The organism is Ruegeria atlantica (genome assembly GCF_013033965.1).
GTDB classification, from domain to species: domain Bacteria; phylum Pseudomonadota; class Alphaproteobacteria; order Rhodobacterales; family Rhodobacteraceae; genus Ruegeria; species Ruegeria atlantica_D.
Map to the genome: position 1 here is coordinate 244649 of NZ_WQFE01000001.1, position 21179 is coordinate 265827.

The following is a 21179-nucleotide window of genomic DNA, read 5'->3' on the forward strand; positions in this document are numbered from 1 at the left end:
CGAAGCGGGAGGATACGGGCAATGACACAATACGCAGCCATTATGCTGGCGGCCGGGATCGGCGTCCCGATTCTGGCAGCTTTGAATGCCGCTCTGGGCAAATTGATCGGATCACCGACAACCGCTGCCGTTATCCTGTTTGCTATCGCGTTTGTGGCGTCAACCCTGGTCATGCTGCTGTTCCCGGGACTGGAAGCGCTGTCCAAGGTGGCCCAAGCTCCGAAACATTTGCTGTTGGCCGGTGTCCTGATTGCGTTCTACGTTCTCTCAATCACCCATGTTGCGCCCCATTTCGGGGTCGGCAACGCAGTGTTCTTCGTCCTACTGGGGCAGTTGATCAGCACAGCGGCCATTGATCACTTTGGCTTGTTCGGGGCGCAGATCACACCGCTGACCTGGATACGGGCCGGGGGCATCGCCGTGATGGCCGTTGGTGTGGCCATCACTCAACTGGCTTAAGAACACCAGCCTCCAGCCGTAATTTCCGATCCATTCGCGCCGCCAGATCCATGTTGTGCGTGGCGATTAGAGCCGAAAGGCCCTCTTCGCGGACCAGCGCCATCAGCGTGTCAAATACCTGATCCGAGGTTGCGGGATCCAGATTACCGGTCGGCTCGTCCGCCAGCAAAACGCGCGGCTTGTTTGCCAGTGCCCGACAAAACGCGACCCGCTGCTGCTCGCCCCCAGACAAGGCGGCGGGACGATGGTCAGCGCGTTCCGCGACGCCTACGCGACTTAGCAAATTCATCGCCCTGTCTTGCGCTACTTTCTCTGACTTGCCGTTGGCCAGTTGCGGCAGAGTGATGTTTTCCAGCGCGGTAAATTCGGGCAGCAAATGATGGAACTGATAGACAAAGCCCACGTCTTGCCGCCGTAGTGCTGTGCGGGTTCGGTCCCCCCTGCCCGCAACATTCTGACCCGCGATTTCAACCGCTCCCTCATCCGGTTTGTCCAGTAAACCGGCTATGTGCAACAGGGTAGATTTGCCAGCCCCGGATGGCGCGACCAGCGCCACGGCTTCGCCAGCGCGCAGCTCAAGATCGGCACCGCGCAGCACTTGCACCTCACCCGGTGTGCCCTTGAGATAGGTCTTCGTCAGGCCGTTCAGCCGCATCGTCACATTATTCATAGCGCAACGCCTCAACCGGGTTCAGCCGCGCCGCGCGGCGGGCCGGGAAATACGTGACGATGAACGACAGCCCCAGTGACAACCCAATCGCCTTGAGTACATCCGTCAGATGCAGTTCGGCCGGTAGGGAATAGATACCGCGAATGGACGGGTCCCAAACTCCACCGCCCATGACGTAGTTCACGAATGAGAAAATCGGGTCGATATAGATGGCAAACAGGCAGCCGAGGATCACTCCCATTGCGGTGCCGATGATGCCGGTGAACGCGCCACAGATGAAAAAGACCCGCAAAACCGAACCTTCGCTCAGACCAATTGTACGCAAGATACCGATATCGCGCCCCTTGTTCTTCACCAGCATGATCAGGCCGGACACGATATTCATTGCTGCGATCAAGACGAGTATCGACAGGATGATGAACATCACATTGTCCTCGACCTCGAGCGCCCGCAGAAAACCACCCGAGGCGTCCTGCCACGTCCAAAGCTGGCTGCGCCCCTCGGCGGCTTCAAGGATCGGGATCAGAACCGGAGTCAATTCTTCAGGACGTTCGACCATTACCTCGATCTCATCCGCCACACCGTCGCGGTTGAAGAAACTCTGGGCCTGAGTGAATGGCATGTAAACGCGCGTTCGGTCGATATCGTACCGCCCAGCCGAGAACACATAGACTACCCGATAGGCATTCACCCGAGGCGATGTCCCAAAGGCGGTTTTTACCCCATTGGGTGAGGTCAACTTGACCGTATCACCAACCGTCGCCCCGATGCTGCGCGCCACGCCAGATCCAATAGCGATCACTTCCTCACCGTCCTGAAACTGGGTCAGATCACCGACGGCCTGTTCGCTTTCCGCGACGCCGGGCAGATCTCGCAGGTCGTCGGGGCGGATACCAAAAACCTCAACCCCGCTGCTGCGGTCGCGATTGGTAATCAGAACCTGCCCTTTGACCAGCGGTGCCGCACGTTCCACGCCCGGAACCTGCGCGATACGGCTGGTCATTTCGTCATAGTCCGCAATCGTGCGGTCCACCCGGCCCTGCGCGTCGAACTCTCCGGCGGAATACACAGTCACATGGGCGTTCGCGCCCAGAATGGTGCCGACGAACTCGGACCGAAATCCGGAACGAACAGCCAAAGTGGCGATCAGGGCAAAGACGGCCAATGTGATCCCAATCAAGGAAATCCATGTCATCACGCTGACGCCACCTTCGGCGCGGCGTGCGCGAAGATAACGCCAGGCGATTTTCCATTCAAATGGGGCAAAGGGCGGGGGTGTTTTGGCCATGCCTGCTCCGGTTATTTTGTTGTCGCGACCCTTTCGGCATTTCACCGGATGGTCAAGCCGGTTGTCAGCCGGTCAGCGTTGCCGCGCGGTTTAGCACCTTTTCAGCGCGCGATCGGTCGCAAACGCCCCTGCTTTCCAACTCGGAAAACACAAGGTCCCGAAGGTTGTCAGGCAATAGTGACAAAGCACGATTGTGCAGGCCCAGCGTCAAAGCAGAGGGATCATCAAGCATGGCCAGCTGCGACGCCAGTGTCTCTGGCGAATACGACGGCCAAAGCCCAATGTTGCATTGCGCCCGGTCCTCGAACCACGGCGCATAGCCATCGGATGATTTCAGACAATATGCGTTCAACAGCATGAACTCGGACGGTCGCCGGCGCGATCCGAACAGCCCCTGAACCGAACCGTACCGTTCGTTGATCTCGTCCAGCAGCGCCAATGCAAGGGACCGGCGCATCGCAAAAGGGGTGGCAAACGTCGTGGTCCTTAATCCCTTGAGGTCAATACCCGACGCACCTAATGCATCAAGGCTTTCGGTCAGCCATTTGCGGTGAAAATCGCTTTGGATGGCCATAAAGGCGATCCTTGCCGCCCCACTGTCAGCAAAAAACTCGGCCGGATCAAAGCTGCGCAGAAAGATATTCTTGGTGTCCATGATCACCATGTTTTCCGATGACGCAACGCGCGCGGCGCCCAATTTCAGGAATTGCTGACTGCGATACCCGTTAGCCCCACGCCACCCCTGCCTGCGAATGCCAGGGATACGAAAGCGGTTTTCGATCAAGATGCGATCTACCAAAGGCCGTCGCGCATATTGGCCGGGCTGCAACAACAGTTCGTCGCCGCCCAGGACCTGAACCTTGGATCGCAGCGGACCATATGAAGCCAAGAGGGGTTCGATTTTTGCCCTGAGCGAATCTTCGTCACTGTCATTCATAATCACGTGGATCGACGAAACTATGTCCGGATCGACAAAACGGGCAAAAGAAAGCGCCTGAAGCTCTAGCAGTGGAAAGTCCTTGGAATACACGACGGTCGCGAAACTCAACAAAGCGCGGGCCCTTTCATCGTTTTGCACCGTTTATCAGCTATTTCCACGCGGTCAAATTCACTCACAAGGACACGAATTCGCGAATCACTCATGTTATCAGCCAAAGGGCCACTCGAACTTAAGGAGATCAGTTCTTGCCTAAATACCCCACCGGTTGTGACACTCTTCACAGACAGCCCGCCATTGTTTCAGGTATGAAGTCAATGTGAGCATGGCGAGGCAAACTGAACTCAAAATGCAACATTTTAGACGCAACTTTATTTCGCGTTTTGCTTATTTTTAGAAACTTTGTCACCCTGATTGTGGGGGAATACATTTTTTAGAGCGGGGGTCGCTCATGAGTATTCGAATTGAAACTGAACAACCGGACGTAATTTCGGTCCGACAAACATCAACAGAACTGGATTGTGAATCCGCGGTTCTTCTGCGTGCAACGATCCTTCCGATCTTTGCCAGCGCCGCAAGCTGGGCAGGTCTGACCGACATTCTGAACGACAAGGGATATCGCCTGGTCTTTCGGGATGGACGGATGTGCATTACCGATCAAACCACCGGAGACCGGATTTGCGGTCTGCGCTTTCTGGGCCTTGAGTTCAGAGATCTGGTGCGACGGCTGGGCCGTCCGATCGTTGTAGCACGCGGCCAGGAGGCAGACGGAGACGTTCTGACCGCTCGACCGACTGTGGGGCGCGCTTAAAAACTGCGCCAGAACTGAACAGATCGGCGTGTGGTTTTCCACAGACTGTGGCGCGCGGCAGCTTTGATGGCGTCCGACGTTCCGGGCTTTAACATTCGTTCGAGGATAAGTGCTGCGGGCATGTGACCGCGTTGGTAAAACCTGACGAAATCGCGTTGTGTCAGGCTTTGGGCGGCCTTGAAACCGTCGTAGTAATTCAGCCAGACACGGGCGTAGTCTTCGGCAGTGGCGTCATCATCGCTTGTGACGCCCCTGCCCCAGAACATGGAAATCGGATCGTCAATGCGCGCGCCCTGATATCCTTCGGTCAAAAGGCGCAGTATCAGGTCATAATCGGCAGCGACGCTGAATTGGGTGTCGTGCCCGCCCAACACCAAAAACACATCCCGCTTTATCAGCACCGAGTTATGGCAGAACGGCATCCGTTGCAGGATCGCTGTCAGCGACATTCGTTTTTCGCAGGATTCCGAGCCATCCTCGAACCGACGCAGGGTGGACCCAAACAGAAAATCTGGTCGCGATATCTCTAGCTGGTCGGCGACCAAGTTGAGAATGTCGTCGGACGCCAGTGAGTCGTCCGAGTTTAGGAACAACAGATAATCCCCACGCGCCGCCCGCGCGCCTTTGTTCATCGCGTCATACAAACCAGTGTCCGGTTCGCTGAACAGCCGAGTGCGCGGCGCGTCCGCAGTCAGTTCTTGCAGGAATTCGACTGTTCCATCAGTCGACGACCCATCCTGGATGATATGTTCGGCTCTGTCACAGCCCTGACGCACCATGCATCCGATCACCTCGCGAAAGCTGTCCTGCCGTCCTTGCGATAGCAGATTAAAGGTCGCGGTAATGACCGAAATCAGCGGCGCATCAGCGTTGTCAGGCGATGTGCTCATAAATCTCGGCGATCTTGGTAACGGCGGCTTCGGGGGACAGCTCTTCGCTTTCGCCGGTACGGCGGCAGGTCAGTTCAACCACACCATTTTTCAGGCCACGCGGCCCCACTGTGATGCGCCAGGGCAGTCCGATCAGGTCCATAGTGGCAAACTTGCCGCCTGCCCGCTCCTTGCGGTCATCATATAATGGGTCCAGTCCCAGTGCAGTCAGCGCGCCGTAGATCTTGTCACAGGCGGCGTCGGCCTCGTCATCGCCCTGTTTCAGGTTCACGATACCACAATGGAACGGTGTGACGCCCTCGGGCCAGATGATGCCCTTGTCGTCATGGCTGGCTTCGATGATCGCGCCGACCAGACGACTGACGCCGATTCCGTGGCTGCCCATATGAACAGGCGTCGGCTTGCCATCGGGGCCTTGTACAGTCGCGCCCATCGCCTCGGAATACTTGGTTCCGAAGTAGAAGATCTGACCAACCTCAATCCCGCGCGCGACGCGGCGACGCTCTTCAGGGACTTGATTGAACAGCGCCTCGTCGTGGGTTTCATCGGTGCGGGCGTATTTCGAGGTAAACTCTTCGAGGATCGCCTGACACTGTTCGCGGCTGTCATAGTCAATCTGACGGTCCCCAAAGGTCAGGTCGGTGACGGCGCTGTCATAGAACACTTCCGATTCACCAGTATCGGCCAGCACAAGGAATTCATGCGTGTTGTCGCCACCGATAGGACCGGAATCGGCGCGCATCGGGATGGCTTGCAGGCCCATGCGCTCGTACGTGCGCAGATAAGTGACCAAATGGCGGTTATAGGCGTGCAGCGCGTCTTCTTTAGTCAGATCGAAATTGTAGCCGTCCTTCATGTAAAACTCGCGTCCGCGCATCACGCCGAATCGAGGGCGGATTTCGTCGCGGAATTTCCACTGGATCTGGTACAGCGTCAGCGGCAGATCCTTGTAGCTGCTGACATGGCCGCGGAAGATATCGGTGACCAGTTCTTCGGCGGTCGGCGTGAACAGCATATCCCGGTCATGCCGGTCCTTCATACGTAGCATTTCCTGACCGTAGTCATCATACCGCCCGGATTCGCGCCACAGGTCCGCCGACTGGATGATCGGCATCTGGATCGCGATATGGCCAGCGCGCGCCTGTTCCTCATGAATGATGTTTTCCAGCTTGCGCAGAACCTTGAAGCCCAGCGGCAGCCAGGAATAGATACCGGCAGAAGCTTGCTTGATCATCCCGGCGCGCAGCATCAGCCGGTGGCTGACGATCTGAGCCTCGGCGGGGTTTTCCTTGAGAACGGGCAGAAAGTAACGGCTGAGGCGCATTGTTGAACCTTTAAAGGTGAATTCGGACATTAAAAGGTGCATATGCCAATGCCCCGGTGGGGGCAATCGGCCATTGGCGATTTTGCGACCTCGGACCAGTCGGTTTTTTGATTGACCACCCAGTCAGGCTCTTTGATTGTGACTGAAAAGTTAGATCCAAGGGGCACCCATGCAGACCATTCAGGAACCGGCTCGCCAAATACCGGTTGTTCATCAGACAGACGTTCTTGTGGTCGGGTCAGGTCCGGCAGGGTTGGCCGCAGCACTGGCCGCGGCCCGCACCGGGGTCGACGTGTCGATTGTTGACCGCTTCGGCTGTATGGGCGGCAATATCACGGCCGTAGGGGTCGAAGGGTTCGCCTGGTATCGCCATGAGCAGACAGTCGAGGCCGGCGGAATTGGTATGGAGTTCGAAGCTCGTGCCAAGGATATGGGCGCCGCAGTTCCGGAGAGCCAGTCGCTAAGCTATGAGCTGGATAGTGAGGGCTTCAAGCTTGTCGCCGACAAACTAGTCGAAGAGGCAGGCGTGCATCCTATGCTGCACCGGCAGTTCGTCGCTCCGATCATGGAAGGCGACCGGATCACCGGGATAATCACCGAATCCAAAGCGGGGCGCGAGGCGATCCTGGCTAAGGTGGTGATCGACGCCACGGGCGACGCGGATGTGGCTCACCGCGCCGGTGCGCCGACCCACAAAACCGCCCGCGAAGACATGATGGCAGCCTCTGTCATGTTCCATCTGGCCGGTGTCGACAAGCGCGCCTTTATGGAGGGCGTCAAATCCGATCCGCAGACCTACAAGGATTGGGGCGGCGGCGGTGAATGGAACATCGAAACGAGCGGTAAGGAGGACGACATGTTCTCACCCTTCGTGCACAAACCGTTCCAGCAAGCGATTGATGAGGGGCTGATCCCGTCGCACCTGAACACGATTGCCGGAACCTGGGGCGCGATGCATGACACGGGTGAGCTGACTTACATGAACCTCATCCATCTGGCCGAGATCGATGGCACGGACCCCGACAGTTTAACCAAGGGAGAGATCGAGGGCCGCCGTCAGTCGATGCTCGCCATCGAAGCCCTGCGCAGATTCATGCCCGGATGCGAAAATGCACGTCTGCGGAATTTTGGCATGACCATCGGTATTCGTGACACCCGCAAGATCGACGCGGTTTACAATATGACCGAGGACGACGCCCGCCATCAGGGCCGGTTCGAGGATACAATCGGTATCTACCCCGAATTCATCGACGGATATGGCATACTGATCCTGCCGACGACGGGGCGGTATATGCAAGTGCCCTATCGCTCGATGCTGCCCAAAGGCATCAAGGGCCTGCTGGTCGCGGGCCGTTCGCACGGAGCGGACAAGGTGGCCCACGCCGCGACCCGAAACATGGCCTGTTGTGCGGTCATGGGTCAGGGTGCGGGGGTTGCTGCGGCCTTGTCGCTGAAAAGCAATCAGGACCTGCACGAGATGAACCTTGCCCCGGTTCACGCAGAACTGGACCGGCAAGGCGTGAGGATCCACTGATGCAATCAATCCCGACAATCGACATCTCTCCGCTGAAAGACGCCTCCCATCCGGATCGTGGCGCAACTGTTCAGCGAATATTGGATGCCTGCACCGACATTGGGTTCTTGTCGATTACAGGTACGGGTGTTTCGCCTGACACCGTTGATCGGGTCCGCGCCACGGCGCGTGAAATCTTTGCTATTGATGAGCAGAGCAAGTGGGATCAGGCGATCACACGCGACAACTATCGCGGTTACATCCCTATGGGTTTCTTCACGCCCAATGATGGCTCGGGCAAGGCAGACAAGTACGAAGGCTACAAGCTGCATTTCGAAGTTTCCAGGGATCACCCGGTTCGCGACGACTGCGCACTTTATGGCCCAAATCTCTGGCCAGCTGAGGTACTGGGCGCCCGGGACGTCATATTGGAGTATTGGTCACAGTTGGACAACGTAGCTGAGGTGCTGCTTGGCGCGCTTGAGCTGGGTCTGGGTTTGAAGCCGAATGCCCTGAAGGATGCCTTCGAGACCCCCATGACAAACATGACGTTGCTGCACTATCCGCCGCAGGCTCTGGATGAAGAAGGATTTGGCATTCACCCCCACAAAGACACAGATGCCTTGACCATCATAGCCCACGACCCGGTAGGCGGGTTAGAGGTCCAAACCCGCGATGGCGGCTGGATCACTCCGGACTGTCCGTCCGACGGCTGTATCGTGAACATCGGCGATATGCTTGAGCTTTGGTCCGGCGGTCGGCTTAAATCGACCCCGCATCGGGTGGTCAATAAATCTGGCAAAGAACGCTATTCTTTCCCATATTTTGCAGTTCCGCGTCATGACGTGGTCGTTGAACCTCTACTGCCGCCCCTGCCCGGCTTTGATCGACCATCTGTTCATTGCGGGCATTGGTCCGCCGAAATCTGGCGCACCAACTGGCCCGATGAAGCCGCCACCGCCGATACACCCGAGCTTGGGACGCTTCGCTCCTGATCCCCGAAAACTCCCCACGCATGAACCGCTTGCATCGCGGGGCCGCTTACGCCAATTACACCAGTAAGAGCCAAGAACAAGGGGACAAACATGGCTTTGCCGGTAAAGGATCAACTCAGATATTGGGGCATAGCCGCCGCAATTTTTATCCTTTTTTTATGGGCACTTGGCGATGTGTTGCTGCCGTTCGTGATTGGCGGAGCGATCGCCTATTTCCTTGATCCTGTCGCCGACCGCCTCGAGCGGTTAGGCCTGTCGCGCATGGCGGCAACCGGGATCATTACAGTTGTTGGCATTCTCAGTTTTGCCTTGATGATCCTGATGGTCGTGCCTGCGCTGATCACACAGTTGATTGAATTGGTCGAAGTCATGCCCAGCCTGTTCAGACAACTGCGCGGGTTTATTGAACAACAGTTTCCGTCATTGCTGGACACGGAATCAAGCACTCATCAATTCCTTGTCTCTATGGGCGAAACCCTGAAATCCAAGACCGGAGATGTGCTGCAAACCGTTGCTGCTTCTTTGGGCTCGGCAATTAACGTTGTCGTTCTTCTGGTCATCGTCCCGGTTGTGACGGTCTACATGCTGCTGGACTGGGACCGCATGATCGCCCGCATCGGAGATCTGCTGCCGCGGGACCACGCCCCCACCATCAAGCGCCTGGCCGGGGATATCGACAGTGTTCTGGCGTCGTTTGTACGGGGCATGGGGACCGTCTGCCTGATCCTTGGCACCTACTATGCCGTAGCACTGATGGCTGTTGGCTTGCAGTTCGGGCTAATCGTGGGCTTTATTGCCGGTCTGGTTACGTTCATTCCCTATCTCGGTGCTCTGATCGGTGGTTCGCTAGCTATTGGATTGGCGCTGTTTCAGTTCTGGGGGGATTGGACGCAAATCGGTCTGGTCGCCGGTATCTTTGCGCTGGGTCAGGTGACCGAGGGCAATTTCCTGACGCCAAAACTGGTAGGCAACTCGGTGGGTCTGCACCCTGTGTGGCTGCTGCTGGCGTTATCCGTATTCGGTGCCTTGTTCGGCTTTGTCGGCATGCTGATCGCCGTTCCCGTTGCTGCCGCACTGGGCGTGCTCGCGCGGTACGCAACATCGGTCTATCTGGGCAGCCGCCTGTATACCGGCCTTGAAAGCGCGGATCAGGAAGATTCGTAAGATGGCCCTTCAACTGAGTTTTGATCTTCCGGCCAAAACTGCGCTGGGGCGTGAGGATTTCTTTGTCTCTCCGGCGAATGCACTTGCGGTTGCTATGATCTCGGCCACGTCCTGGCCGGGCAATAAATTGATACTCAGTGGCCCTGCGGGTGCTGGCAAAACCCATCTGGCGCATGTCTGGGCGGCGGAAACCGGTGGGCGGATCATTCAGGCCACGAAACTGCGACACGAAGACGTGCCGGATCTGGCCCGAGCGCCTGTCGCGGTAGAAGACGTTCCGATGATAACGGATGACCCCGAACTGCAAAAGACACTGTTTCACCTGCACAACCTTGTGCTGGCGGAAGGCAACGCGCTTCTCATGACGGGACGGCTGGCACCCAATTTCTGGCAACTGCCTTTGCCGGATCTGCAAAGCCGGATCGAGGGCGCACATCACGTGGCGCTTGATCCCCCGGATGACGCCCTGCTGGGCGCGGTTCTGGCCAAGTTGTTCGTGGATCGGCAGTTGAACCCCAGCCCCGATGTCATCGCCTACCTGGTCAAGCACATGGACCGTCGCTTTGAAACAGCGGCAAGCGTCGTGGCGCAACTTGATCAGCTTGCGCTATCGGAAAAACGCGACATTACCCGCACCTTGGCGGTGCGTGTTTTGAGCGCAGATTTGGATGATATCCAATCTGGCAATTGACCCGCACCCGGTCATCTCGCATTCTGCACGCGGAATATCTGGAAGAGACATGGATCAGACCGTCGTTACCGAAATCCCTGACTGGGGCCCGTTCGGAAAACCTCTCTTTGACGACCCCCAAGCCCGAGCTCTGTCGCGTGTGGGTGTGGTTGATGTCGGATCAAACTCAGTACGGATGGTGATCTTTGACGGCGCGGCGCGCTCACCGGCCTATTTCTACAACGAAAAGGTGATGTGCGAATTGGGCGCGGGCCTGTCCGACACCGGGCGCCTCAACCCACTTGGACGTAAACGTGCGTTGGCCGCGTTGCGCCGGTTTGCCCGGCTGTCCGACGATCTGGGCCTGCCGGGCCTGCATGTCGTCGCCACGGCTGCGGTTCGCGAGGCGAAGGACGGCCCCGAATTCTGCGATGAAGTCAAAGCCGAAACCGGCCTGACCGTATCGGTCATTAATGGCGAGGAAGAGGCCCGTCTTTCCGCACAAGGCGTGTTACTGGGCTGGCCGGGTGCATACGGCCTGATTTGCGACATCGGCGGTTCTTCGATGGAACTGGCCGAGATTGGCGATGGTGACGTTGGACGGCGCGTAACCTCGGCGCTGGGGCCACTGAAACTGCGGGACATCAAGGGTGGGCGCCGGGCGCGCAAGGCGCACATCAAGGCAACGATGGAGGATCTGCGCGACCAGTTGGGGCCGCAACGTGACCGATTGTTCCTTGTTGGCGGCAGTTGGCGGGCCTTCGCACGCCTTGATATGCTGCGTCGAGGGTACCCTCTGAACGTACTGCATGAGTATCGTATGACCACCAAACAGGTGCGCGAGACCATAAAGTTCATTGAAAAGGGTGACCCGGAAAAATTGCGCAGCAAGGCCGGCGTATCGGGATCCCGGATGTCTCTGATCCCTTACGCGATGGATGTTCTGGCGCGGTTGATCCGGACGTTCAAACCCAAGGATATTGCCATCTCTAGTTATGGCATTCGCGAGGGCCTGTTGTACGAACAAATGCCGCAGAACCTGCGGGACCGCGATCCGTTGATCGAAGCGTGCCGTTTTTCCGAAGCCAAAGACGCCCGCCTGCCCGGTTTCGGAAAGCACCTGCTCGATTTCGTCATGCCACTGTTTAAGTCAGCCCCGGCAGCACGCATTCGTCTGGTTAAGGCGGCCTGTCTTTTGCACGATGTCAGCTGGCGCGCGCATCCCGACTATCGGGCAGAGGTCTGCTTTGATAACGTCACGCGCGCAAATCTGGGTGGATTGAAACATTCGGAACGAGTCTTTATCGGGCTGGCCCTGCAACATCGCTATCGCAACAAGCGCGAGGGCAACCGGTTCACCCCGCTATACGAGTTGCTGGACGAGAAAGACCAGAAACAGGCCGAGATTTTGGGCAAGGCCATGCGGTTTGGGGCCATGCTGTGGATGCAGAATGATGCACCAATGGCAACTTTGAAGTTCTACCCTAAGAAACAACAGTTAGACCTGTTCCTGCCCACTGCTGCACGCCCCTTGTTCAACGAAGTGGCTGAAGCGCGGCTGAAATCACTAGGTAGTGCGTTGAAGTCCGAAACCCGCGTCGTCATCCGGAACTAGATATCAAATCTCTGTTTCGCCCTCTGGCGCGCCTTCAGGCAGTTCTGGCTGAGTGTCGGGATCCTGCGGCGGCTTCTTGCGGATTATGATATCGCCGTTGGGTAGGATCTCGGGCGCTTCATAAGCGCTCCAATCTTCAATCTCATCAGCCAACTCGGCCAGAGCGGGACCCATTTCCGCAATAAAGGACTGCATCGCCGGGCCAAACTGTTCGGCAAGGCCCAACAGCTCATCCAATGCAGGCTCCATCTCCTGGCGCAGGCCTTCAAAGAACAGCTCTGCCCCTTGTTCCATCAGGGATTTGCTCCCCTCTTCTTCGGCAGTTGCCGGTACGGCCATAATGACGGTCAGCACGCAAATGGGAATGAGACGTTTCATACCTCAAATATAGGGCAACTGAAACACGGTTGGAAGGTCACAGCTCGATATCCAGAGTGACAGGGAAATGGTCGGACGCGGTGAGCAACGCCTCTTGCAGGTCGCCCGCATCTCGGCAGGCCGGATCGTGATACGGATGCCAGATACGCCAATCCGGGCGGCGATCCCTTAACCCGTCGCTAATCATTATATAGTCCAGCAAAGCCTCAAGATACCCGCCATTATCAGGTCGAAAGAAGCGCGCTGTCGATGGGCCATCGCCAGGTTCGCACCTGAAAGCTGCATCTGCATGTGGGTCGAAAACCCCGGATTGAAGCAGGATTTCAACAGATGAACGGCCGAACAGGTTTTCGAATTCGTCCAGTCCGGGCCCGTCATTCAGATCACCCAGCAAGATTACCTGCTCATCAACCGCCAGATGTGCCTTGATACGTCTGCCCAGCCATATGGCCTGCGCCAGCTGCTTCCGGCGATTGGCAATAGAGATGCGGATAGCCTCATCCCGGGTTTCCGCCCCATGAGGCGCTTTTGACTTCAGATGGGCGCCGATAAGACGAAACTGTCCGCCTGCCTTGGATTCAACCGCCAGTTCCATAGGCGGCTTGGAAAACTGCACCTGATCCTCGGTTGCATCGATATCGAGGTCGATGTGAAAAACCTGATCGAAACGCGGGGCTCGCTGGCCTCCGTCTATTGGATCATGTCGCACCCTCAGAACGCGCGGGTCATACAACAAGGCCAGTTCTTGGTGCGTATCGTTGGCAAATCCCATCACGGCTTCGCTGGTGCGCAAATCGAACGCCTCGGCAAAGTTTTGTAGCGCGCGGACCGTGTTCTGAGATTTCCCTGTGTTTGGGGCTTCGACAACCAGCACAGCATCCGCATCGATCGCCGTCAGAACCTTGGCGATAGCCTCGATCTGCTGTGCTTTGGTGACATCATAGCGACCCGACCAACTGTCATCGGCGATCAGTTCATCATGAAGATCAAGCAGATTGGCGAACCATTCGATGTTATAAGTCGCGAGGCGCATGCCTCAGGCCTGCGCGCCGTTGATTTCGTCCCAGGCGCGGTTGATGTCTATCATCTTCTTCTCGGCCAGACGTACGGCCTCTTCGGGAACTCCACGCGCCAGCATCGCATCGGGATGCGTTTCGCGCACAAGCTGTCGCCAGACCTTGCGAATATCGGGCAACGGCATGTCCCGCGGCACTCCAAGAACCGTGTAAGGATCATTGGGCGCATCAGGCACAAACCGGGCACGCAACGCCATGAACTGCGCATCGGTCTGGCCGAAAATCTGGCTGACCTCTTCCAGAAACTCGTTTTCGTTGGGATGATAGAACCCGTCCGCCATGGCGATGTGGAACAGCCCCTCCATCAGGTCGCACAGTGTGGCGCTATCCTCGGAAAACATGCGCGCGATCTTGCGGGCGTAATCCTGATAACCTGCGACATCTGTACGGGCCATGTTGAACACACGTGCCGCGCCTTCTTCATCATCGCGGGCAATCTGGAATACGTCGCGAAACGCCGTGACCTCGTCCCGGGTCACCTGGCCATCCGCCTTGGCCATTTTTGCGCCCAGTGCGATCACAGCGATGGTGAAGGCCACCGACCGTTCGGGTGGCGAGCGCAGCTTTTCAAAGACTGCGGTAAGGCTTTCACCCTGGGCAAGCGCGCTCAGCGCATCTGATATGCGGGTCCAGATCGACATGAGCGCACCCTAGCGCCCCAAATCGCGACTGTCAGGTGCAACCAAACCGTCTGCGGCAAGAATCTTCTGCATCAGCACAAGGTCCAGACGTTTCCCCCACTTGCACCCAACCTCGGGCATGCGACCAACTTCAGAGAAACCCAAGGCTGCGTGAAAGGAAATCGCCGCCGGATTGGCCGACGAAATCCCTGCCACCAGCACATGTATTCCCTCAGCCCGGGCGGCAGTCTCAAGGCTCAATATCAATGCTCGCCCCACACCCTGGCCGCGCGCCTCGGGGGCCAGTTGGACCGTCAGCTCGCAGCACTGCGCATATCCCGGACCGGATCGAAACGGGCCGTAAGTGGCAAACCCAAGAACCTGACCACTCTGTTCGGCCACAAGGTAAGCCGGGCCGCGCGCTTGGATGTCACGGGCGATGCCGTCCGTGCCGCGTTCTTCGGTTGTGAAGGTAACAAGCGTGTCGCGGATGATAGCGTTGGTGATTACGGCAATCGCTTCAGCATCCTCAGTTTTGGCCGGCCTGATTTTCATTCCAACACGCGCTTGCCATGCGGTGTTTCGAACTCTGCCCGTAATGCAGCCGGGCCTGTATCAAAAACCACGGTGTCCATTTCGCCCAACAGCCTGGCAAGTTCCAGCGCTTCAGGATGAAAGACCACAAGGCGGTTCAAGCGGCAGCCGCTATCCTGCAACATCCGCGCGGGGTGCAAGTCTCCGTGCCACTGAATAAGCGCCGGGAACAGATTGTCGAAGGGCAGACGCCCGTTTGGCGGAACCGCCATTTGCCAGCTCAACGCGCCGCGGGCTAGGTCAATCGGATGCCCGACGCCATCGGGGAAAACGGAAAGGGAGGCTGAAATGTCCGGCACCCGGCAAATCCAGTTGGTCAGACGGGGTGATCCTTTGAACCGGTCCAGATCGAACCACCTTGTTCTTTGCGGGTTCGGTGCCTGTGGGTCGATCGCGATAGCTTCGAGGTACAGGCCATCTCGCAATCCCAACAGACGATTGTACGTGCCGAATTTTTCGTGCCTCCCGCCATCCTGCAGCGGTACTCCCAATGCCTGTTCGACATGGGTGGACGCTTCTTCGAGCGTTTCGCCCGCAACGGCCAGATGATCAAGTAACACGCGGTGCCTCCTATGAAAAACGACCAGACCCAATCGGATCTGGTCGCATGTTTTCTTCAAAGGCCGTGGATCACAAGATTTTTCGACGAAAATCTTTTGGTGCCTCAGCCTTTTGCTTCGCTGATCAGGCGCAGGATGTCCTGCGCTGCTTCTGGGATATTGGTGCCTGGGCCAAAGATGGCTTTGACGCCATGGTCGTAAAGGAACTGATAATCCTGCTGCGGGATCACACCGCCGCAGATGACGATAATGTCCTCAGCCCCAGCTTTCTTGAGTTCCTCGACCAGCTGCGGTGCTAGTGTCTTGTGACCCGCCGCCTGCGAAGAGATGCCAATAACATGCACGTCATTGTCCACCGCATCTTGCGCGGCCTCTGCCGGAGTTTGGAACAGCGGGCCGACATCCACGTCAAATCCGATATCCGCAAAGGCGGTTGCGATCACCTTGGCACCGCGGTCATGGCCGTCCTGCCCCATCTTGACCACCAGCAAACGGGGGCGGCGGCCTTCGGCCTCAGCAAACTCTTCAATGGATTTCTGGATCGCAGCAAAACCTTCGTCGCCTTCGTAGGCCGCGCCATAGACACCGGCCAGCGTTTTTACCTCGGCGCGGTGACGGCCGAACTCTTTCTCCATTGCCATGCTGATCTCTCCTACCGATGCACGGGCGCGGGCGGCCTCGACGGCGGCGGCCAGCAGGTTTCCACCCTCACGGGCGGTCTTAGTCAGCGCATCCAGTGCCTGTTGGCATGCGCCTTCATCGCGCGTCGCACGGATACGTTCCAGACGCGCGACCTGAGCTTCACGAACGGCGACGTTGTCGACATCCAGAATGTCGATCGGGTCTTCTTGTTCCTTGCGGTACTTGTTGACACCGACGATCACCTCATCACCCCGGTCGATCATGGCCTGACGGCGGGCTGCGCTTTCTTCGATGCGCAGCTTGGGCATTCCGCTGGCGACGGCCTTGGTCATGCCGCCCATTTCCTCGACCTCTTCCATCAAGGCCCAGGCTTTTTCGATCAGCTCATTGGTCAGGCTTTCGATGTAATACGAACCGGCCAGCGGATCGACCACATCGGTCACGCCGGTTTCCTCTTGCAGAACCAGCTGAGTGTTACGCGCGATGCGGGCCGAGAAGTCGGTCGGCAGCGCAATCGCCTCGTCCAACGCGTTGGTGTGCAGCGACTGGGTGCCGCCCAGAACCGCGCTCATCGCCTCGTAGGCGGTGCGGATCACGTTGTTGTAGGGATCCTGTTCCTGCAAGCTGACACCCGAGGTTTGACAGTGGGTGCGCAGCATCTTTGACCGTTCGGATTTCGCACCAAAATCAGTCATCACCCGGTGCCAAAGCGTGCGGGCGGCCCGCAGCTTGGCGATCTCCATGAAGAAGTTCATACCGATGGCGAAGAAGAACGACAGACGTCCCGCGAACTTGTCCACGTCCATCCCGGCCTGAGTTGCAGCCCGCACATACTCGCGACCATCCGCCAGCGTATAGGCCAGTTCCTGTACAAGGTTCGCCCCGGCCTCTTGCATGTGATAGCCCGAGATCGAGATCGAGTTGAATTTCGGCATCTCATTTGATGTGAATTCAATGATGTCCGAGATGATCTTCATCGAAGGTTCGGGCGGATAGATATAGGTGTTGCGCACCATGAATTCCTTCAGAATGTCATTCTGAATGGTGCCGGACAGGACAGATTTGTCGTGCCCCTGTTCTTCGCCTGCCACGATGAAGCTCGCCAGAATCGGGATCACCGCGCCGTTCATGGTCATCGAGACCGAGACCTTGTCCAGCGGGATGCCGTCGAACAGGATTTTCATGTCTTCGACGCTGTCGATGGCTACACCGGCTTTGCCGACGTCACCGACGACACGCGGGTGGTCGCTGTCATACCCACGGTGCGTCGCCAGATCGAAGGCAACTGAGACACCCTGCTGGCCAGCCGCCAGGTTGCGGCGGTAAAACGCGTTTGATTCCTCAGCGGTCGAAAACCCTGCATATTGGCGGATCGTCCACGGACGCCCGGCATACATTGTGGCCTTCACACCGCGTGTAAATGGACCGAACCCAGGCAGCGATCCCATATGCTGCAACTCAGCCGTGTCTTCCTGAGTATAGAGTGGCTTGACGTCGATACCTTCCAAAGTCTCTTTCGTCAGGTCGTCCAACGGGCGTCCGCGCAGCTCTTTCTCGGCCAGCGCCTGCCAGTCTTTCGTATCGGTCATTGCGATTTCCTTTTCTCAATTCGAGTCGCGAACAGGCTGCACCTGCGCGTTTTGACGTTCCATGCCGTCCGCTGCGACGCGTGCGAACGCGATATTTTGAAGCTTGTGTGCATTTCGCCGGTCGCATTCACCGGCGCAGGGGCTATATTCAAACGAACAGGAGGCCCCATGACACGAACGCTTGCCCTTGTTTTATCGGCACTATTCCCGCTGGCCGCGATGGCCGCAGACGGGGCTGCGCCCGCTGAGGACGAGTTCGTCCGCCCGACGGGGGACAGCGAACTCAGCGAATTCTTGTGGGTCAACCGACCAATCGTCGTATTTGCGGATACCCCCGCCGATCCAAGGTTCCAGCAGCAGATCGACATGCTGGTCGAAGGCGAGGCTGCCATGCGGGATCGCGATGTCGTCGTGCTGACCGATACAGATCCGTCGGCCAAGTCCCCGATCCGGTCGCAATTGCGACCGCGCGGGTTCCAGATGGTGTTCGTCGACAAGGACGGTGTTGTCAAACTGCGCAAACCATCTCCGTGGAGCGTGCGCGAAATTGGCCGTTCCATCGACAAGACGCCCCTGCGCGAACGCGAAATCCGAGAACGACGCGAAGGCGGCTGAACGCCCGCGCCACGCCCAAGCCCCCCGACGTGATACGCCGGGAAACTTTGGTGATATGGCGAGCGCAAATTCATGATCACTCGAACTCGATGATCACGTCGTCCACGGCGAGGTTGTCGCCGGGGCCAGCATTGATCTTCGCGACAACACCCTTCTTCTCAGCGCGCAGGATGTTTTCCATCTTCATCGCCTCGACGGTACACAGGGCCTGACCTTCCTGAACCTCCTGTCCCACTTCGACGTTGATCTTCACGATCAGGCCCGGCATCGGGCAAAGCAACAATTTCGAGGTATCGGGCGGCAGCTTTTCGGGCATCATACGGGCCAGCTCGGCCTGACGCGTAGTACGGACATGGACCTTGAGATCCGCGCCCCGGTTGCGAATTCGGAACCCGCCCGAGATTTTACCGACCTTCAGAACCAGCGGGCTGCCATCGACGTCCAGAACCGCCAGTTGATCTCCGGGTGTCCAATCCGAAGTGACCCGCATGGTCGTATCGTCCGAGAATGTCACGGTTGCCCCATCGCGATCCGCATCAATCTCAACTGCATATTCCTGCCCTTGCAAGGTGACGACCCAATCAGAACCGACCTTGCGTTCATGATTGTCCATCCGGCCAGAAACGCGGGTGCGGCGAATCTCGGCAACGCGATGCATCGCGGCACAGGACGCAGCGATGCGGCGCAAGTCGGCCTCGGGCAGTTCAACGCCTTCGAACCCATCGGGATATTCCTCAGCGATAAAGGCCGTGGTCATGTCGCCGCTGACGAATTTAGGGTGATCCATCACCGCCGACAGGAACGGTAGGTTGTGGCCAATGCCTTCGACCTCAAAACTGTCCAGCGCCACGCGCATCGCTTCGATTGCTGCCTCACGGGTCGGGGCCCAGGTACACAGCTTGGCGATCATCGGGTCATAGTACATACTGATCTCGCCGCCCTCATAGACGCCGGTATCGTTACGCACAGCTGCTTGGCCCTCAGGCGCTTCGCCTTGCCATTTACCGTTCAGCAACAGCGGACCGGATGCGATTTCCTGCGGCGGACGATAGCGCGTCAGACGTCCGATCGACGGCAGGAAGCCGCGATACGGATCTTCAGCATACAAGCGGTTTTCAATGGCCCAGCCGGTCAGGGTCACGTCATCTTGCGTGATCGTCAGCTTTTCACCCGCTGCGACGCGGATCATCTGCTCGACAAGGTCAACGCCGGTGATCAGTTCGGTGACCGGATGTTCGACCTGCAGACGCGTGTTCATTTCCAGGAAGTAGAAGTTCTTTTCGCCATCAACGATGAACTCAACCGTGCCGGCGCTGGCATAGTTCACGGCCTTGGCCAGAGCCACCGCCTGTTCGCCCATCGCCTTACGGGTCGCTTCGTCCAAGAACGGCGACGGCGCTTCTTCGACCACCTTCTGGTTCCGACGTTGGATCGAGCATTCACGTTCACCCAGATAGATTCCGTTGCCGTGACTGTCGCACAAAACCTGAATTTCGATGTGCCGTGGCTGGGTCACGAATTTTTCAATAAAGATACGGTCATCACCGAACGAGTTTGCCGCCTCGTTCTTGGACGACTGGAACCCCTCGCGCGCTTCTTCGTCATTCCACGCGATCCGCATGCCCTTACCGCCGCCGCCAGCGCTGGCCTTGATCATGACCGGATAGCCGATTTCGTTGGAAATCTTGACGGCCTCATTGGCGTCTTCGATCAGGCCCATGTAACCGGGAACGGTAGAAACACCCGCCTCCTGAGCGATCTTCTTCGAGGTGATCTTGTCACCCATGCTTTCAATCGCACCGACAGGGGGCCCAACAAAGGCCACGCCTTCGGCCTCAAGCGCCTCGGCAAATTTGGAGTTTTCCGACAGAAAGCCGTAACCGGGGTGAACAGCCTGCGCCCCGCTTTGGCGGATGGCGTCCATGACCTTGTCGATCACGATATAGGACTGGTTCGCAGGCGGCGGTCCGATATGCACCGCCTCATCCGCCATCGACACATGCAGGGCGTTCTTATCTGCGTCCGAATAAATGGCGACGGTGCCGATACCCATCTTGCGGGCAGTCTTGATGACCCGGCAGGCGATCTCGCCCCGGTTGGCGATCAGGATCTTGTTAAACATGGAACGTCCTTTGTCTTGGTGTTCTGAGAACGCAAAACGCCGCCGCGGGGAACAATCCCCACGACGGCGTGATGCGCGATGACGGTCGGGGCGACGCGTGCCCCGGAAAACCCGGTATTACCTACAGTTGTTCTGTGTCTTGCAGTACAGGACGTTGCCGGCCGCGCCGACAACTGCCCCGAACAGCGGATCGGCGCTGACAACAGCCGCTCCGACCGCACCTGCGCCACCGCCAAGCAGCGCTTGTTCACCCGTTGTGTCGCCGCAGGCGGCAAGGCCTGCACAGGTCGCCATCGCAAGAACGAGATTCGAGATTCGCATGATTTCTGCCCCTTTTGGATTCTGGATGCGTTCGGGGGCAAATGTCGGTTTTCGGCCTTGTTATTCAATAACAAGCGGTCCTGAGCTGGATTTTGCGCAAGTTTGTGCCGCTCTACGCATGGTTGTTGCGCAAAGAAAAACGCGGACAGGACTTTGTGAACTTCACAAGCCTGCCCGCGGAAGGAAGGGGTACGGAATAGTAGGTGCATGTGCGACGCAGGCAAAGTAGAGCCGCACGGCTTGATCAGGTTGCTCGGCACAATCGACGACGTAAACAAAGTATTGTTTCCGGATGGGATTCCGGCTGGAAATCGCCCATTGGGCGA

General features: G+C 57.8%; 21 protein-coding genes. 8 read left to right on the plus strand and 13 right to left on the minus strand.

The window, feature by feature from the left end:
- Window positions 1-21: 21 nt before the first annotated feature.
- Window positions 22-459 carry a DMT family transporter gene (locus GOW16_RS01235; RefSeq protein WP_170409462.1) on the plus strand — a complete coding sequence of 146 codons (438 nt, stop codon included), beginning with the start codon at window positions 22-24 and terminating at the stop codon, window positions 457-459.
- Here GOW16_RS01235 and GOW16_RS01240 read toward each other — a convergent pair.
- From GOW16_RS01240 to GOW16_RS01250, 3 genes are all read right to left on the minus strand, one after another.
- Window positions 443-1129 (minus strand): ABC transporter ATP-binding protein, encoded by a 687-nt coding sequence (locus GOW16_RS01240; protein WP_170409464.1) that lies wholly within the window; start codon window positions 1127-1129, stop codon window positions 443-445. The genes GOW16_RS01235 and GOW16_RS01240 overlap by 17 nt on opposite strands.
- On the minus strand, window positions 1122-2417 hold the full coding sequence (locus GOW16_RS01245) for a lipoprotein-releasing ABC transporter permease subunit (RefSeq protein WP_170409466.1): 1296 nt from the start codon (window positions 2415-2417) through the stop codon (window positions 1122-1124). Before GOW16_RS01245 ends, GOW16_RS01240 begins: the two co-directional genes overlap by 8 nt.
- A gap of 64 nt (window positions 2418-2481) precedes the next feature.
- Entirely contained in the window at window positions 2482-3465 is a 984-nt protein-coding gene (locus GOW16_RS01250; protein WP_170409468.1) for a DUF6492 family protein, read from the minus strand.
- Window positions 3466-3805: 340 nt separating this feature from the next.
- Here GOW16_RS01250 and GOW16_RS01255 point away from each other — a divergent pair, with 340 nt between their 5' ends.
- The gene (locus GOW16_RS01255) at window positions 3806-4165 is read left to right on the plus strand and encodes a hypothetical protein (RefSeq protein ID WP_170409470.1); all 360 of its coding nucleotides are present in this window, start codon (window positions 3806-3808) and stop codon (window positions 4163-4165) included.
- On the opposite strand, the gene GOW16_RS01260 is transcribed toward GOW16_RS01255, so the two are convergent.
- Window positions 4162-5055 carry a glycosyltransferase family 2 protein gene (locus tag GOW16_RS01260; RefSeq protein WP_170409472.1) on the minus strand — a complete coding sequence of 298 codons (894 nt, stop codon included), beginning with the start codon at window positions 5053-5055 and terminating at the stop codon, window positions 4162-4164. The genes GOW16_RS01255 and GOW16_RS01260 overlap by 4 nt on opposite strands.
- On the minus strand, window positions 5039-6379 hold the full coding sequence (gene proS / locus GOW16_RS01265; RefSeq protein WP_170410510.1) for a proline--tRNA ligase: 1341 nt from the start codon (window positions 6377-6379) through the stop codon (window positions 5039-5041). The genes GOW16_RS01260 and proS overlap by 17 nt, the downstream gene beginning before the upstream one ends.
- 169 nt (window positions 6380-6548) lie before the next feature.
- On the opposite strand from proS, the gene GOW16_RS01270 reads away from it, so the two are divergent.
- The 5 genes from GOW16_RS01270 to GOW16_RS01290 all read left to right on the plus strand — a co-directional run bounded on the left by GOW16_RS01270 (window position 6549) and on the right by GOW16_RS01290 (window position 12336).
- The gene (locus GOW16_RS01270) at window positions 6549-7913 is read left to right on the plus strand and encodes an FAD-dependent oxidoreductase (protein ID WP_170409474.1); all 1365 of its coding nucleotides are present in this window, start codon (window positions 6549-6551) and stop codon (window positions 7911-7913) included.
- Window positions 7913-8887: an isopenicillin N synthase family dioxygenase gene (locus GOW16_RS01275; RefSeq protein ID WP_170409476.1), complete on the plus strand. Its 975-nt coding sequence runs from the start codon at window positions 7913-7915 to the stop codon at window positions 8885-8887. Before GOW16_RS01270 ends, GOW16_RS01275 begins: the two co-directional genes overlap by 1 nt.
- A 90-nt stretch (window positions 8888-8977) precedes the next feature.
- Window positions 8978-10051, plus strand: coding sequence for an AI-2E family transporter (locus GOW16_RS01280; protein ID WP_170409478.1), 1074 nt, complete (start codon window positions 8978-8980; stop codon window positions 10049-10051).
- Between the two features lies 1 nt (window position 10052).
- On the plus strand, window positions 10053-10742 hold the full coding sequence (locus GOW16_RS01285; RefSeq protein ID WP_170409480.1) for an HdaA/DnaA family protein: 690 nt from the start codon (window positions 10053-10055) through the stop codon (window positions 10740-10742).
- Between the two features lie 49 nt (window positions 10743-10791).
- The gene (locus GOW16_RS01290; RefSeq protein WP_170409482.1) at window positions 10792-12336 is read left to right on the plus strand and encodes a Ppx/GppA family phosphatase; all 1545 of its coding nucleotides are present in this window, start codon (window positions 10792-10794) and stop codon (window positions 12334-12336) included.
- A 3-nt stretch (window positions 12337-12339) separates the two neighbouring features.
- Here the strand turns inward: GOW16_RS01290 and GOW16_RS01295 are convergent, their stop codons facing one another.
- From GOW16_RS01295 to scpA, 6 genes are all read right to left on the minus strand, one after another.
- Window positions 12340-12714 carry a hypothetical protein gene (locus GOW16_RS01295; RefSeq protein WP_170409484.1) on the minus strand — a complete coding sequence of 125 codons (375 nt, stop codon included), beginning with the start codon at window positions 12712-12714 and terminating at the stop codon, window positions 12340-12342.
- 37 nt (window positions 12715-12751) lie between these two features.
- Window positions 12752-13747: an endonuclease/exonuclease/phosphatase family protein gene (locus GOW16_RS01300; protein WP_170409486.1), complete on the minus strand. Its 996-nt coding sequence runs from the start codon at window positions 13745-13747 to the stop codon at window positions 12752-12754.
- A 3-nt stretch (window positions 13748-13750) separates the two neighbouring features.
- The gene (locus GOW16_RS01305) at window positions 13751-14431 is read right to left on the minus strand and encodes a molecular chaperone DjiA (protein WP_170409488.1); all 681 of its coding nucleotides are present in this window, start codon (window positions 14429-14431) and stop codon (window positions 13751-13753) included.
- A 9-nt stretch (window positions 14432-14440) separates the two neighbouring features.
- Window positions 14441-14965, minus strand: a complete 525-nt coding sequence (locus GOW16_RS01310) for a GNAT family N-acetyltransferase (protein ID WP_170409491.1) — start codon at window positions 14963-14965, stop codon at window positions 14441-14443.
- On the minus strand, window positions 14962-15564 hold the full coding sequence (locus GOW16_RS01315) for a VOC family protein (protein ID WP_170409493.1): 603 nt from the start codon (window positions 15562-15564) through the stop codon (window positions 14962-14964). Before GOW16_RS01315 ends, GOW16_RS01310 begins: the two co-directional genes overlap by 4 nt.
- Window positions 15565-15668: 104 nt before the next feature.
- On the minus strand, window positions 15669-17795 hold the full coding sequence (gene scpA, locus GOW16_RS01320; protein ID WP_170409495.1) for a methylmalonyl-CoA mutase: 2127 nt from the start codon (window positions 17793-17795) through the stop codon (window positions 15669-15671).
- A gap of 168 nt (window positions 17796-17963) precedes the next feature.
- On the opposite strand from scpA, the gene GOW16_RS01325 reads away from it, so the two are divergent.
- Entirely contained in the window at window positions 17964-18410 is a 447-nt protein-coding gene (locus GOW16_RS01325; protein ID WP_170409497.1) for a DUF4174 domain-containing protein, read from the plus strand.
- Window positions 18411-18486: 76 nt separating this feature from the next.
- On the opposite strand, the gene GOW16_RS01330 is transcribed toward GOW16_RS01325, so the two are convergent.
- Window positions 18487-20532 (minus strand): acetyl-CoA carboxylase biotin carboxylase subunit, encoded by a 2046-nt coding sequence (locus tag GOW16_RS01330; protein ID WP_170409499.1) that lies wholly within the window; start codon window positions 20530-20532, stop codon window positions 18487-18489.
- A 117-nt stretch (window positions 20533-20649) separates the two neighbouring features.
- A complete protein-coding gene (locus GOW16_RS01335) occupies window positions 20650-20853 on the minus strand; it encodes a hypothetical protein (protein ID WP_170409501.1) in 204 nt (67 codons plus the stop codon).
- Window positions 20854-21179: the final 326 nt, after the last annotated feature.